Annotated in this window: 15 protein-coding genes and 2 pseudogenes; 9 read left to right on the top strand and 8 right to left on the bottom strand. The window is 62.1% G+C overall.

Annotated elements, in window-relative coordinates; genetic code table 11:
- Positions 1-220, bottom strand: a pseudogene (locus ACSQ3I_RS26680) (short-chain dehydrogenase); the annotation flags it as partial.
- Positions 217-546 carry a YybH family protein gene (locus tag ACSQ3I_RS26675; protein WP_035227984.1) on the bottom strand — a complete coding sequence of 110 codons (330 nt, stop codon included), beginning with the start codon at positions 544-546 and terminating at the stop codon, positions 217-219. The pseudogene ACSQ3I_RS26680 and the gene ACSQ3I_RS26675, both read right to left, overlap by 4 nt.
- Positions 547-642: 96 nt before the next feature.
- Between ACSQ3I_RS26675 and ACSQ3I_RS26670 the strand changes: the two genes are divergently transcribed.
- Positions 643-1,554, top strand: a complete 912-nt coding sequence (locus ACSQ3I_RS26670; RefSeq protein ID WP_035227960.1) for a LysR family transcriptional regulator — start codon at positions 643-645, stop codon at positions 1,552-1,554.
- A 225-nt stretch (positions 1,555-1,779) separates the two neighbouring features.
- Here ACSQ3I_RS26670 and ACSQ3I_RS26665 read toward each other — a convergent pair whose 3' ends face one another.
- The 5 genes and pseudogenes from ACSQ3I_RS26665 to ACSQ3I_RS26645 all read right to left on the bottom strand — a co-directional run bounded on the left by ACSQ3I_RS26665 (position 1,780) and on the right by ACSQ3I_RS26645 (position 5,863).
- Positions 1,780-2,199, bottom strand: a complete 420-nt coding sequence (locus ACSQ3I_RS26665) for a DUF1761 domain-containing protein (protein WP_436003984.1) — start codon at positions 2,197-2,199, stop codon at positions 1,780-1,782.
- A gap of 217 nt (positions 2,200-2,416) precedes the next feature.
- The gene (locus tag ACSQ3I_RS26660; protein ID WP_035227957.1) at positions 2,417-3,010 is read right to left on the bottom strand and encodes a superoxide dismutase; all 594 of its coding nucleotides are present in this window, start codon (positions 3,008-3,010) and stop codon (positions 2,417-2,419) included.
- A 97-nt stretch (positions 3,011-3,107) separates the two neighbouring features.
- Positions 3,108-3,999, bottom strand: a pseudogene (locus ACSQ3I_RS26655) (DUF1259 domain-containing protein).
- Between the two features lie 115 nt (positions 4,000-4,114).
- Positions 4,115-4,570, bottom strand: a complete 456-nt coding sequence (locus ACSQ3I_RS26650; protein ID WP_035227954.1) for a chromate resistance protein ChrB domain-containing protein — start codon at positions 4,568-4,570, stop codon at positions 4,115-4,117.
- A gap of 24 nt (positions 4,571-4,594) precedes the next feature.
- Complete coding sequence (locus ACSQ3I_RS26645) at positions 4,595-5,863, bottom strand: chromate transporter (protein ID WP_191321058.1); 1,269 nt, start codon at positions 5,861-5,863, stop codon at positions 4,595-4,597.
- A 96-nt stretch (positions 5,864-5,959) separates the two neighbouring features.
- On the opposite strand from ACSQ3I_RS26645, the gene ACSQ3I_RS26640 reads away from it, so the two are divergent.
- Entirely contained in the window at positions 5,960-6,937 is a 978-nt protein-coding gene (locus ACSQ3I_RS26640) for a chromate resistance protein ChrB domain-containing protein (RefSeq protein ID WP_051796645.1), read from the top strand.
- A 58-nt stretch (positions 6,938-6,995) separates the two neighbouring features.
- Here ACSQ3I_RS26640 and ACSQ3I_RS26635 read toward each other — a convergent pair whose 3' ends face one another.
- On the bottom strand, positions 6,996-7,601 hold the full coding sequence (locus ACSQ3I_RS26635) for a recombinase family protein (RefSeq protein WP_035227952.1): 606 nt from the start codon (positions 7,599-7,601) through the stop codon (positions 6,996-6,998).
- A 396-nt stretch (positions 7,602-7,997) separates the two neighbouring features.
- Between ACSQ3I_RS26635 and ACSQ3I_RS26630 the strand changes: the two genes are divergently transcribed.
- From ACSQ3I_RS26630 to ACSQ3I_RS26600, 7 genes are all read left to right on the top strand, one after another.
- Positions 7,998-8,744, top strand: a complete 747-nt coding sequence (locus ACSQ3I_RS26630) for a recombinase family protein (protein WP_436003981.1) — start codon at positions 7,998-8,000, stop codon at positions 8,742-8,744.
- Between the two features lie 98 nt (positions 8,745-8,842).
- Positions 8,843-9,052, top strand: a complete 210-nt coding sequence (locus tag ACSQ3I_RS26625) for a ribbon-helix-helix protein, CopG family (protein ID WP_035227950.1) — start codon at positions 8,843-8,845, stop codon at positions 9,050-9,052.
- Between the two features lie 194 nt (positions 9,053-9,246).
- Positions 9,247-10,125: a helix-turn-helix domain-containing protein gene (locus ACSQ3I_RS26620; protein ID WP_035227947.1), complete on the top strand. Its 879-nt coding sequence runs from the start codon at positions 9,247-9,249 to the stop codon at positions 10,123-10,125.
- 279 nt (positions 10,126-10,404) lie between these two features.
- Positions 10,405-10,677 carry a CopG family ribbon-helix-helix protein gene (locus tag ACSQ3I_RS26615; protein WP_035227945.1) on the top strand — a complete coding sequence of 91 codons (273 nt, stop codon included), beginning with the start codon at positions 10,405-10,407 and terminating at the stop codon, positions 10,675-10,677.
- Complete coding sequence (locus tag ACSQ3I_RS26610; protein ID WP_035227943.1) at positions 10,674-10,982, top strand: type II toxin-antitoxin system RelE/ParE family toxin; 309 nt, start codon at positions 10,674-10,676, stop codon at positions 10,980-10,982. Before ACSQ3I_RS26615 ends, ACSQ3I_RS26610 begins: the two co-directional genes overlap by 4 nt.
- 67 nt (positions 10,983-11,049) lie before the next feature.
- On the top strand, positions 11,050-11,673 hold the full coding sequence (gene parA, locus ACSQ3I_RS26605) for a ParA family partition ATPase (protein ID WP_035227942.1): 624 nt from the start codon (positions 11,050-11,052) through the stop codon (positions 11,671-11,673).
- Between the two features lie 36 nt (positions 11,674-11,709).
- The gene (locus ACSQ3I_RS26600) at positions 11,710-12,006 is read left to right on the top strand and encodes a hypothetical protein (RefSeq protein WP_035227939.1); all 297 of its coding nucleotides are present in this window, start codon (positions 11,710-11,712) and stop codon (positions 12,004-12,006) included.
- Positions 12,007-12,250 lie beyond the last annotated feature (244 nt).

Genomic DNA, 12,250 nt, shown 5'->3' with positions numbered 1-12,250 from the left:
GCGCCGCCTTGGCTACCGCTTCGCTGCCCTCCGCGGTGGTCAGGTCTGCCTGGACATATTCAACGCCCTCGATAGGATCCTTGATCGTGCGGGCGGCTGCGACAATACGGGCTCCCCCGGCGAGGAAGCGCTCGACCGTGGCGCGGCCCAGACCCTTGGTGCCGCCGCTTACGAGCACGCGCTTGCCAGCGAACTCTTTGGATTCTGCCTGGATGCTCATACCGTGGTCTCCAGGCTCTTGATGGCGTCGTTCGCCAGCGTTACGCGATAGGTGAAGCGGATCGGGCTGCCCGGGAAGACTCCATGAGCGGGACCTTCGAGCACGACATCGCCGTCTTCTTCCCGAACAGTGTCGGGCGTGAAGATCGCCTTTACCGCAATCGCCTCGTCCCTGAGTAGCTTGCGGATCTCCGCCAGCCCCTCGTAACGCTTGCCGTTATCGATGAAGACGGCGTCATCCAGGAAGGGCTTCATCATGCCGTCGATATCGAGACGGGCATTTGCCTCGACATAGTCGGCGATTGGCTTGGGTAGGTTCAGTGACATGTTCATCTCCTCAGTGGTGATGAGGCTAAGTTAGCGATGGACTTTTCTCCTGATAAGCAACATAAATCGGCGTGACGTATTGCGGAAAACGGGACAATGACGCGCCATTCGCTGATCGAACTTGAAGCGGTTCTCGCCATCGTTCGGTGCGGCTCGTTTCGAGCGGCGGCGCTCGATCTCGGCATGTCGACCACCGCCATCAGCAGCGCCGTGGGCAAGCTCGAGCGGGAGCTTGACGTGCGTTTATTCAATCGCACCACGCGCAGCGTCTCGCTCACCTATGCGGGGCGGATCTTCGTCGCACAGATCAAACCAGCGCTTGAGGGCATCCAAAAAGCGATGAATACGGCGCGCTCCCAACAGGAGACGCCGTCCGGCATCTTGCGCATCAATGCCTTCGCGACGGCCGCGCGCGAGATCATGGCGCCGCTGGTCCTGAGCTATCTGCAGCTCTATCCGCAGGTTCATATCGACATCGTCACCGAGGGGCGGCTTGTTGACGTCGTAGCGGCGGGCTTCGATCTGGGCGTGCGCAGCGCGGATCTGGTGCCCAGCGACGCGATCGCCATTCCGCTGGGAAAGATGCGGCGCATGGCGGTTGCCGCATCTCCCGCCTTTTTCGAAAACAGGGCTATCCCCCAAGTGCCGCAGGATCTGCTCTCTTACCCCTGCGTTCGCGGGCGGCTTCCCAATGGCGCATTGTTCCGATGGCGGTTCGAGAAGGAGGGTGAAGAACTGCAGCTCGACGTTGAGGGGCCAATCACCCTTGACGAAGCATCCCTGGCGCGGATCGCGGTGACGAACGGCGTGGGGATCGGCTATTTCATGGAAACCGATGTCCGCGAAGACATCGCAGCGGGACGGCTCGTGCGCATTCTCGAAGACTGGACGCCGCCGCTCGTGCCGCTGTGCCTCTATTATTCCAATCGGCGCAATTCCTCCGCCGCCTTCCAGGCCTTTATCGCGCTCGCGCGCGACTACGCCGCCGGGCGGCTCCCACAGCCCTAAGCCTGCTGGTGCGCGTCCGCACAGCGCGCCGCGGTTCCTTCGCCAGGCATTTCAATGATGCGACGATTGGCAGGCGCCGACGAACTTGCTCGTCAGGCGGTCGATGCGGAGGCGGGTAGCCTGGCCATCTTAGTACACTGCAGGCGTGGTCATTCCAAAACCATACCTGTAATTGTTCCGGCACCTCGAGATCCCCACATCGTGTGCGCTCGTGCGCGTAGTGGCCTACTGCAACAGAAACAATACGGCGCTCGTCACCAAACTGCTGAGCAGGAAATAGGGCGCGTTCACCATCGTATAGTAGAACGGCCTGGGGAAGTTGGGATTGATCGCGATCGTCATGCACATCGCCAGGAGATAACCGACCCCGATCACCAGCCCGAGCGACAGGGCATCGGTAAGCGAGACAATGCCGATCATGCGCATGATCGCGGACGTCGTGACGATCATAACGATATTGCACACGAAAGGGCCAAGGATGGTCAGCATGTCCAGCTTGGCGGCCGGCATGGCCTCACGTCCCAGCGCGATTGCGTAATATTTGGGTACCAGGGCGCCAAAATATACGCCCCCGAACACGAAGCCGAACGCTGAAGCCGCAAGAACGCCCCAGAGACTGATCTGCGCAAATGCACTGAAAACCATGGTTCACTCTCTTTCTAAAATATCGTCGCAGGACGCTCGATGGCTATGCGACATGGAGGAAACGGGTATAGATGTCCCCAACTGACACTTCACGGCAGTTGGACGATGAGCTGTCTGGTGCCGAGTTTCTGCCTTTCGTGCACCTCCTCAGGCCGCCAATCCCATAAACGGGAACGCACCTCCACCCTCTGTGGCACGCCCCTTCAAACCCGTTCCGCTATCGGCTTTGCGCTTCGAGAACCAGACGATCCGCATTTTCCCACCGGATCGCCGCCATGAACGTGTCGACATAGTTCGCCGCGCTGGCGCCGAAGTCGATGTGGTAGGAATGCTCATACATGTCGAGCGCCAGAATCGGCGCGCCGCCGGCCAGTGTGTGGCAATGGTCGGATGCCCATTGATTGACAAGCTTGCGGTCGCGCGGCGACCAGGTGAGCAGGACCCAGCCGGAGCCGCCGCCAAGCGCTTTGCTCATGGCAACGAACTCGCTGCGCCAGCGCTCATAGGAGCCGAAATCGCGGGCCAGCGCGTCTGCCAGTGTCGTTCCCGGCTCGCATTGATCGCCCAAGCCATCGAAGAACAGCTCGTGCAGGATCATCGAATTCATCGCGACGAGCTGCTCGCGCTTCAGTCCATTGACGACAAAGCCGGGCGCGGATGCGTAGTCGAGCTCGGCGAGCTGCTCCTCGATGAGGTTCAGGCGTTTGACCGCGCCGCTGTAGTTGTTCTCGTAATGGCTGATGATGAGGCGTTCCGACATGCCTTTGATGCGCGCCGGATCGCAGCCGAGCGGTTTGATGCTGAAGGGCATTGTTCCATCTCCCATTCAAAGTAGGTTTGATCCAGGGGCTCACTCCGAGCCTCCGTCCTGTCGTGATAGGGCTGTCGCCGTAAGCTCGGGCGTCTCCTCAGCGTTTTGCGACGCGAACCTTGTCGAGTGCGCTCCTCAGCCCTTGCGCCAGCTTTTCCGCGTCGTCATTGGCCCAGAAGTGCATGAAGAACAGGCGGGGCTCGTCATCGAGCATGTGGTTGTGCAGGGCGGTCACCTCGATTCCGTTCTCGCGCAGTGCCCGCAGAACCGGATTGACCTCTGCCGCGATCAGCACGAAGTCGCCGGTGATCGCGGCCTTGCCGTTTTCCGGTCGGCTGGAAGTTGATGGCGATCGCCGAGCCCATGGTTTCGGGAACCTCCATGCCGCCGTCCTTGATCGGCTCCGCCCGCGGGATGCTGACCTGATAGACGCCGCCATTGATCTTACCCTTATGGCCCAGCGTTTGATCGATGCTTGAAGTGTCGAGGTCGATCGCCGCCGGGGCAGGCGTCGCGCCAGCCGAAGCGGTGGAGAGCGGCGTCTTGCTCTCCACCAAGCCGGCATGAAGGGCGGCGGCGAGCTTCACCGGATCGCCGTGCCCGCTCACGTGCATGTACATCGTTGCCGGCTCGGAGCGCAGCAGGTGATTGTGAAGTGCAGTGACCTCGATCCCGTGCTTGGCCAGCACCTTCATCACAGGGTTAATCTCTTCGTGCGTGAGCACCAGGTCGCCCATCACCATTGCCTCCGTGTCGCCCATGGGCTGAAAGGCGAGCCAGGTGCCGAGCGCCAGCGCCGGTTTGATCTCGACACCGTCCAGCAGGACTTTGAGGTCTGAGCGGGGCAGTCCCACCCGATAGATACCGTCCGGCTGAACAGTGCCCTCCTTGCCGAGCGCCTTTCCGACTGCCTGCCAGTCGGGATCGGCAAGAGCCGGTGTTGCGAGCGAGATCGCGGCGATCAACGCCGTGAAGATCATTTTCTTCATTGCCTAACTCCTCTGTTGGCGCCTCCCCGCCTCGATCAGCCGCCTCTCCTGGAATACCGGGCCGGATTGTCACGCAGCGTCGAAAGCCGCCTGACATCCGGCCGGTCGATAGTGTTCATGCAGCGGGTGGCCAGTTATGGGTTTCCGCCTGACGTTGGGACGCCCAGGCATAAAGGGCGTCATAGATCACGAAGCCGTGCTTCAGGACCTCTTGATCGTCGGGCGTGAGGTCCCGCAGCCCCATCGAAATGGCCAGCAGCCCGGCCGATTGCGGCGTGAGATCGTGGCGGTCGGTATCGGCGCCGCGCACGATGGCGGCGATGGTTTTGATCGCCGGATCGCGGTCTAGGTCGTATTTCGCGACGAAGGCGTCGAAACTGCAGCCGTCCCCGACATGGGTGAGTTCGACGCCCGGAACGTCATAGGGGATGGCGCCGGTCTCCTCGGCGGCGGCGACCACCCGGTCCGGCGGCACGAACAGAAATTCAGGCTCCTTGTCGATGAACCGAGCAACAAGCCAGGGGCAGGCGATACGGTCGATGACCGGACGTTCCCGTGTAATCCATTTCATGCGATCTCTCCTTCGTGTTGCGTATTATCCAAGGAGGAGGCCGAAGCCGAGCCAGCCCAGAAAGCCGGCTCCGACAACGGCCAGAACGACGTTCACCCTGGATTTCCAGAGATAGAGGACGGCCAGAGCGAGCGCGAAGATCACCCCGCCGAGAAGCAACGACGGTAGCCGGTCGACGACGACAAGCGCGAGTTCGACCGTCGTCGCGGCGATCAGACCCACAACGCCTGCGGATACGCCTTCCAGGAAGCTGTGTAGCGTCTTGTTCTCGACCAAGCTCTCCAGACGTTCATGGAAGAGCAGCGAAAAGCCGAAGGCTGGAAGGAAAATCCCGATCGTCATGGCGATGGCGCCGAGCGGACCGCCCCCAAAATAACCGACGAAGGTGGAGAAGATGATGAGCGGTGCGGGCAGGATTCCAGACAGGGCGAGACCGTCGAGGAATTGGGCGTCCGTCATCCAGCCGTTTCCCACCGCGTCGTCGCGCAAGAACGGAATGACGGTGTAGGCTCCCCCAAAGGTCAGGAGACCGGCCTTGAGGCCAGAGAGAAACAGTCCCACCAGCGACGCGTCCTGCGCGATCGATCCATCGGAGAGCGCTGTGCTTTGCTGGGCGCTGTCGAGCAGGCCTGTTGCACTCTCTGGCCCGACCAGGACAGTGAGCACGGTGGCGGCTACCAAGGTGAGGGCCGCAAGTGCATGCTGTTTTCGCACGGCGAAGGCGTAGACCAACCCTGCTGCCGGAAGCGTGATCCAGAAGCTCGCTCCGAGAAATGCTGCGGCACCGCTCACGATCCCGATGCCCCAGAGCCATTTGTCGAGGAGAACGTGCCCCCCAATTCTATGGACAGCGCGCACGATCAGCGCGATCACTGCAACCTGAACGCCAAGGAAGATTGGGCCTAAAGCCGATTGCGTGATGTCGATCGTGAAATAGAGCCACGACAAAGCGAACATCAGGAGGAAGCCCGGCAGCATGAAGCCGAGTCCCGCAAGGAAGCCGCCCATACGCCCGCCCGGAAGCATGCCTATATGAACGCACAACTCGTGCGCCTCAGGCCCCGGCAGCACCTGATAGACAGCAAGGAGGCGATTGAACCGACCGCTGGAGATCCAGCGCTCCTCATCCACGAGTTCTCGCCGGATCATCGCAATCTGCGCGACAGGTCCACCCCATGCGAGGAGGCCAAAGCGCAGGAAGCGCACGAAAATCTGCCATTGCGATAGGGTGGGCACAGTTAGCTCTTGCTGATCAGAAGCATTGCTACCGGCAAGGTCGGGCGTCTGAGTCATGTAGAAATAGGCCTCTTCGGATAAGGAAAACCTTCAATTGGTCAATCGAATTGATACACTTGTTGCATTGTATGGTCCTAATGATACGGTATCAATATGGAAAATGACGTAATTTCGAGCCAATCCGCAGCGAAGTGGCTTCTTCTGATTCATCAGATCCCGACCAAGCCGGCCTACTTCCGGGTGAAGGTCTGGCGGCGGCTGCAGGGCATCGGGGCAGTCGCGGTCAAGAGCACCGTCTACGCGCTGCCTGCGACCGCCGAGACGCAGGAGGACTTCGCGTGGCTCCTGAAAGAGATCGTCGAGGGCGGTGGCGAAGCCATCGTCTGCGAGGCGCGTCTGATCGACGGCTTTTCGGACGACCAGGTGCGGGCGTTGTTCGATGCGGCGCGCGACGCCGACTACGACGAGATCGCCAGGGACGCGCGAGCGCTCGTGGCAAAGCTCGATCAGCCAGAGGTGGATGCGGCCGAGGCGCGTAGCCAGCTCGGCCGGCTGCGCAAGCGGCTTGCCGACCTCGCGGCGATCGACTTTTTCGGGGCAAGCGGCCGCCTGTCGGTCGAAGGCGCCATCGCGGAACTCGAAGCGCGCCTGGTGGAGGATAAAGACATGATTGAGAAGCAGCCGGAGGCCGCGCACATACGAGACCTCAAGGGACGGGTTTGGGTTACGCGCAAGGGCGTCTTTATCGACCGCATCGCCTGTAGCTGGCTGATACGCCGTTTCATCGACCCGGATGCTGTCATCCGCTTCGTGCCGGGCAAGGGCTATATCCCGAAGCCGGGGGAACTGCGCTTCGACATGTTCGAAGGCGAAATCACCCATGAGGGCGACCGCTGCAGTTTCGAGGTGCTGCTTGCCCGCGCCGGTCTCGACGACCCGGCACTGCAGGCGATCGCCGAGATCGTTCACGACATCGACCTGAAGGACGGCAAGTTCGGCCGCGAGGAAGCCATGGGCATTGCTGGGCTGATCGCCGGCATCGCCATGGCTCATGCGGACGACGAGGAACGCATCGCTCAGGGCGCTCCGGTCTTCAACAATCTCTACCAGTATTTCCGCAAGCAGCGCTGATGAGACGCAGGGATGGACTCAGAACGGGCTCGAAAGTAACGAAGCCCAATCATCCAGCTTAGCACTGCGCCTGATCACGAACCCCATTCGCCGAAGCATGACGCATGAGCGTCCGATACACAGTCGGTCGTGAGATCGAGAAAACCTCGGCAAGGTCGCTGATCGAATAGTCGCCAGTGTCGTACATGCGGCGTAACTCCTTCTGCTGACGATCGGAAAGCTTCGGCTTTTTGCCCCGCAGCTTTCCCTTGGCGCGCGCGACCGCCATGCCCTCGCGCGTTCGCATTTTGATGAGGTCGGCCTCGAATTCAGCAAAGGTGGCGAGGATGTTGAAAAACAGCTTGCCCATCGGATCGGTTGGATCATGGACGCTCCCCCCGATCTGCAATTTGACTCCCCGACCTGAAAGTTCATCCCCTATTGCTCGGGCGTCCGGCACGGAGCGGGCAAGCCGGTCGAGCTTGGGCACCACCAGTGTGTCGCCGCTGCGCACCGCCGCGAGCGCCTGATCCAGGCCCGGCCTGGCCCGGTTTGTGCCGGTAAAGCCGCGATCGGTGTAAATGCGATCAGCAGCCACGCCGAGCTTCAGCAAGGCGTCTTTCTGTGCCGCGAGGTCCTGCTTATCGGTCGAGCAGCGGGCGTAGCCGATGAGAGCGTTCATCATGCCCGAATCTGTAACGTAAGGGGCTCCTTCAATGCAAGAAATATAGTACCATTCATATGAGACAAACGCTTATCAGGCGCAGCAAGGGTTTTCGGCTTTTCGAGATGGAGCGGAAAGCGTGTCCGTTGACCGATCCTCTTGCGGACACAAGACCAAGCGACCCCATGGTCGCATGCAGATTGCCCTGCCGATAACTGGCGTTCTAGGTTCGTTCTTCAACTTGGCCAAAATCCCAGCTTCGAGCCGACAGGGCCGGCAAGGTAACGGGCGATCGGCTCGCCCGATCCGCATCCAATGTCGAGCACGGCCGCCCCCTCGCCGCAGCATGTCGGCAAACCGCTCGATCCATGCGCGCTCCAACAACACCGTGCCGCGCGCGGTTGTCCATGCACCAGCATGGCGACGATAAAGGTCTATGATGCGGGCGGCCGCGTCGATCATGGTCTTACTGTCGATTTCCTGTTTCCGGTGTCGCGAAATTCCCAAAACCCGCGACAGTCGCACAATAGGGATTTTCGCGACGGGATGCACCCGCTAGATTCGGGCGGTGAGCATAGCAGCGAAAGCCCCTGCCCCATGATGATCGGATATGCGCGAGTCTCGACCGAGGGCCAGACCCTCGACCAGCAGCGCGCGGCGCTGAAGGCGGCGGGCTGCAAGCGCGTGTTCGAGGAAAAGGCATCCGGCGCGCAGCGCGGCCGCCCCGAGCTGGCGAAGTTGCTGGACCATTTGCAGCCGGGCAACGTGGTGACGGTGACGCGGCTGGATCGCCTCGCCCGATCAACGCGCGATCTTCTCGACATAGCCGAGCGGATCGGCCACGCCGAGGCCGGCTTGCGATCGCTGGCCGAGCCTTGGGCCGACACGACGACGCCGGCCGGGCGCATGGTGCTGACATTCTTCGCCGGCGTTGCCGAGTTCGAGCGCAGCTTGATCCATGAGCGCACGAGCGCCGGCCGAGCTGCGGCGAAGGCGAAGGGCGTTCGGTTCGGCCGCCCCCCTGCCCTGTCGGCCGAGCAGATCGCACACGCCCGCCAGCTCATCAGCGAGGACAAGAAGCCGGCCGAGGTTGCCCGGCTCTTGGGCGTTCATCGTGCGACGCTCTACCGGGCTTTAGAACGCAATGACGTGAATACGCATTGACGCAACTACGTTTAGTCGCCCGGCCCTAGAAGTAGTGCCTTTCGCGGTTCCTTCCGCAAGGGATTGCAGAATCGGGCGGCTTGCTCTTAGTTGTAAACATGAAGGAACGCGCGGAAGAGATTCGCAGGGGCGTTGCCGCCCACAGGGCGCGGCAGATCGCGGCCGGCCGCGTGGCGTTGAATACCTATGTTCCGGGCGAGCTTGTCGAGGCGATCGACAGGATCAAGGAGCAACGGGGCGTGTCAGCACGCGCCCCGATCATCGAGGAAGCGTTGAGGTTCTATATCGAAGCGAAGCAAGGGACATAACGGCAAAACGCCCGACCGCGCCAACGGTCGAGCGTTTTTGTAGGCCGTCAGACACACCGTAGATCAGGGGTCCGCTAACTCTCCCCTTATCTACGCTACAGCACTCCAATTCGCAAGATTGATTCTTGCGGAAACGGGAGTGCCGTGCCTGCCGTCCGCGCCGTCATGTCCTTCAAGTGGAAGGACGAGGGCATATGTTAGGGACGCACTACGCGGCCGCGATCGGCTGCGCGCGCGGGAACGCGCTTGATGAAATCATGCGGGAGGTCTGGACCCGATACGGCGCGGGCCAGCTCACCGACGACGAGGCCGGGCAGCTCACCGCGCTCGCCCATGAACGCCGGGCCATGTTGCGGGGATCAGGACAGACCGCGCTAGGGCTGATCTTCCCGCCCCCGGCCGCGCGCTGCCCGACACCAGTTCGCCGGCATAGTCATATCCGGGGGCGGTCGGAGGGCCGCATATGGCGGCCGACGACGCGCAAGGACGTGCAGGCGATCTTGAGGGCGGCCGAAATCTACAACGAGGACGGCTTGCGCCAGAAGGGCGAGCGCAGCGGGCCGCTCGGGTCGGTGGCGCTGGACGTGCTGCGGCTGTTCGTCAATCTCATCGACTTCCGCACCGGCCGGCTAGAGCCGTCAATCACCACGATCATGGATCGGCTAGGCCGGTCGCGCGATACGATCGTGCGGGCGCTGAAGAACCTGCGGGCGCATGGTTTCATCGACTGGCTGCGCCGCTACGAGCCGACCGGGAATGAGGGGCGCGGCCCACAGGTCCAGCAGGCGAGCAACGCCTATCGCCTGTCCCTGCCGGAAAAGGCCCGTCAGTTTCTCGGCCGGTTCGGCAAGGCCCCGCCCCCGCCTGCCGATCATGGACAGGATCAGCAGGCATGGAGCGAGGCAATCGACGCCTACAAGACCACCCTGCCCCTCGATGAGCGAACGCAGCTCGACGCTGGCGATAGTCCGCTCGGAAAGGCCCTCGTGATGCTGGCAAAGAGTGTGATGAAACGTGAGTCCGATAACCAGACTGAATCCCCATCTGATCTATATCTAAAAGGCGGAACATAAGCGGACGCCGCTGTGCGGGCCGCTTTCGCGGCCCTGCGGCGGTTCCGATCCGCTTATAGGGCGGATCGGGAAGCGGCACCCTCGCCACCTAATCCGCACCGCTCGCGCCTGCGGCCAGCGTCCTACGGGCTTTCGAGAGGGAGCGAGGGGCAAGGTCGGCGTTTAATTATTTACGTAAATACGTATTAACGTGTAAACGCATTACCTTGATAGAAGGCGATGGCGGCGGCCGGGAAAACGTGCTAGGCTGTACACAATTCAACACGCGGAGGCGATTCCATGACCGCCAGCACCACCATGACGATTCGGGTTAGGCCCGATGTGAAAGAAAAGCTCGACCGGATCGCGAACGACACGCAGCGAAGCAAATCCTTCCTCGCCGGCGAGGCCGTCGCCGCCTATGTCGATCGCGAGCTTGAAATCATTGACGGCATCAAGCGCGGCATGGCCGACGCAGCGGCCGGCCGCGTGATCCCCCATGATGAGGCGATGGCGGAAATCTATGCCGTCATCGAGGAAGCCAAAGCCGAAAAGCAAGCGGGCAAGGCGTGAAGCGGTCGGTCACATGGTCCCGCGAGGCGCTGGACGACATCAAGGTGCAGGTTAAGCACATCGCCAAAGATAGCCCGCCTGCCGCCACGCGGGTTGCGGATCGGATTCGAGACGCGGGCAAGGCCCTTGGGGACATGGCAACGGGCCGGCCCGGTCGCGTGACAGGAACCTACGAGAAGTCCGTCGCGCGCCTGCCCTATATCATCGCTTATGAGCTGCGGGATATGGCGGGCCGGGAAAGCGTTGTGATCGTGCGCGTCATCCACACGTCGCTGGATTGGCAACCCGAGGAATGGCCGCACTAGCTTAAAGACGTAGTAACGTCTCTAGCTATATTCTTGAATACGTATTCACGCAAAGAAGGATTAACGCATGAACGTCATTGCGTTTTTGAGCCAGAAGGGCGGGAGCGGAAAAACCACGCTTTCGGTTCATACCGCCGTGGCGGCCGAGGCGACCGGCGAACGGGTTTGCGTCATCGACGCGGACCCACAGGAGAGCGCGACCGCATGGGCGAACGCGCGGGAAGCCGGAACGCCGATCGTCGCCACGGCACAGGCCGGGGAGCTGGACGCCGCGCTTAGGGCGGCCGAGGGCGAGGGCATGACCTTGGCCGTAGTGGACGCCCCGCCCCATGCCGCCCCGGCGGCCGGCCAGATCGCCCGAAGGTCGGAGCTGGTCTTGATTCCGGTCCGACCGTCCGCGTTTGACCTCGCTGCCGTCCCGGCCGCCGTCGAGATCGTGGTGGCCGCGAAGGTGCGCGGCGCGTTCGTCCTGTCCGCCTGCCCGTTCCGTGCGCCCGAGATCGGGGAGACGCGCGCGGCGTTGGAAGCCTACGGACTGCCGATCGTTCCCGGCGAGATTACCGACCGGCGCGCGTTTGCCCGCGCCGTCACGACCGGCAGCGCCGTGACGGAGTTCGAGGCCGAAGGGAAAGCAGCGGAGGAAATCCGGGCTTTGTGGGCGTGGATCAAGGACACGTTAGAACGTAAATAGCTAAATACGTAAGAGCGTATTGAAGGAGCGGAACCTATGGCAAAGAAAGCAACCGGCCTCGCGGCCTTCACCCGCCCCAAGGCCGGCGCGGAAGCCACCAGCCTTGCAGCGATCGAGGACGAGCGGCCGGCCGTGGAAATCCCGACGCCGAGGCGAAAGAGGGGAGGGGGCGAGACTGTTGCGCTTACGGTCAAGGTCCGGCGATCGGACTGGCAGCGCCTTCGCCAGCTCGCGGATGCAGAGGGAACGACAATTCAGGCGATGGCCGAGGCCGGGCTTTCGGCGGTTCTGGCGCAGCACGGATTGCCGCCGATCGAGCCTTATGCACGTTGATACGTAAATAGCTAAATACGCTAATGCTTACGCGTATGACCCGCCCCCCGGCCGTCCCTACGGCCCTAGATGATGAGAGCGGGACGGCCGGGGGGCTACCGTCGCGGCCGTGGTGTTTCCCTGAATAGAGCTTGCACCAGGTCGGCGGGTGGATCGCGGCGTAAGCCGCGCCGGCCCGGCGGCGAACGCGCCCCCAATAGCGCCGTAGAGAGCCGGAGGGCCGTTCGTAACAAAGTCCCGGCGC

Source organism: Rhizobium sp. LjRoot30, from assembly GCF_964253915.1.
In the GTDB taxonomy this organism is placed as follows: domain Bacteria; phylum Pseudomonadota; class Alphaproteobacteria; order Rhizobiales; family Rhizobiaceae; genus Metarhizobium.
The sequence above is the reverse complement of the archived record's forward strand: the minus strand, read 5'-3'. Positions and strand labels throughout refer to the sequence as shown.

Coding starts and splice junctions, on each gene's coding strand:
- ACSQ3I_RS26675 (WP_035227984.1), bottom strand. CDS start 546: ATGTCACTGAACCTACCCAAGCCAATCGCCGACTATGTCGAGGCAAAT.
- ACSQ3I_RS26670 (WP_035227960.1), top strand. CDS start 643: ATGACGCGCCATTCGCTGATCGAACTTGAAGCGGTTCTCGCCATCGTT.
- ACSQ3I_RS26665 (WP_436003984.1), bottom strand. CDS start 2,199: ATGGTTTTCAGTGCATTTGCGCAGATCAGTCTCTGGGGCGTTCTTGCG.
- ACSQ3I_RS26660 (WP_035227957.1), bottom strand. CDS start 3,010: ATGCCCTTCAGCATCAAACCGCTCGGCTGCGATCCGGCGCGCATCAAA.
- ACSQ3I_RS26650 (WP_035227954.1), bottom strand. CDS start 4,570: ATGAAATGGATTACACGGGAACGTCCGGTCATCGACCGTATCGCCTGC.
- ACSQ3I_RS26645 (WP_191321058.1), bottom strand. CDS start 5,863: ATGACTCAGACGCCCGACCTTGCCGGTAGCAATGCTTCTGATCAGCAA.
- ACSQ3I_RS26640 (WP_051796645.1), top strand. CDS start 5,960: ATGGAAAATGACGTAATTTCGAGCCAATCCGCAGCGAAGTGGCTTCTT.
- ACSQ3I_RS26635 (WP_035227952.1), bottom strand. CDS start 7,601: ATGATGAACGCTCTCATCGGCTACGCCCGCTGCTCGACCGATAAGCAG.
- ACSQ3I_RS26630 (WP_436003981.1), top strand. CDS start 7,998: ATGGCGACGATAAAGGTCTATGATGCGGGCGGCCGCGTCGATCATGGT.
- ACSQ3I_RS26625 (WP_035227950.1), top strand. CDS start 8,843: ATGAAGGAACGCGCGGAAGAGATTCGCAGGGGCGTTGCCGCCCACAGG.
- ACSQ3I_RS26620 (WP_035227947.1), top strand. CDS start 9,247: ATGTTAGGGACGCACTACGCGGCCGCGATCGGCTGCGCGCGCGGGAAC.
- ACSQ3I_RS26615 (WP_035227945.1), top strand. CDS start 10,405: ATGACCGCCAGCACCACCATGACGATTCGGGTTAGGCCCGATGTGAAA.
- parA (WP_035227942.1), top strand. CDS start 11,050: ATGAACGTCATTGCGTTTTTGAGCCAGAAGGGCGGGAGCGGAAAAACC.
- ACSQ3I_RS26600 (WP_035227939.1), top strand. CDS start 11,710: ATGGCAAAGAAAGCAACCGGCCTCGCGGCCTTCACCCGCCCCAAGGCC.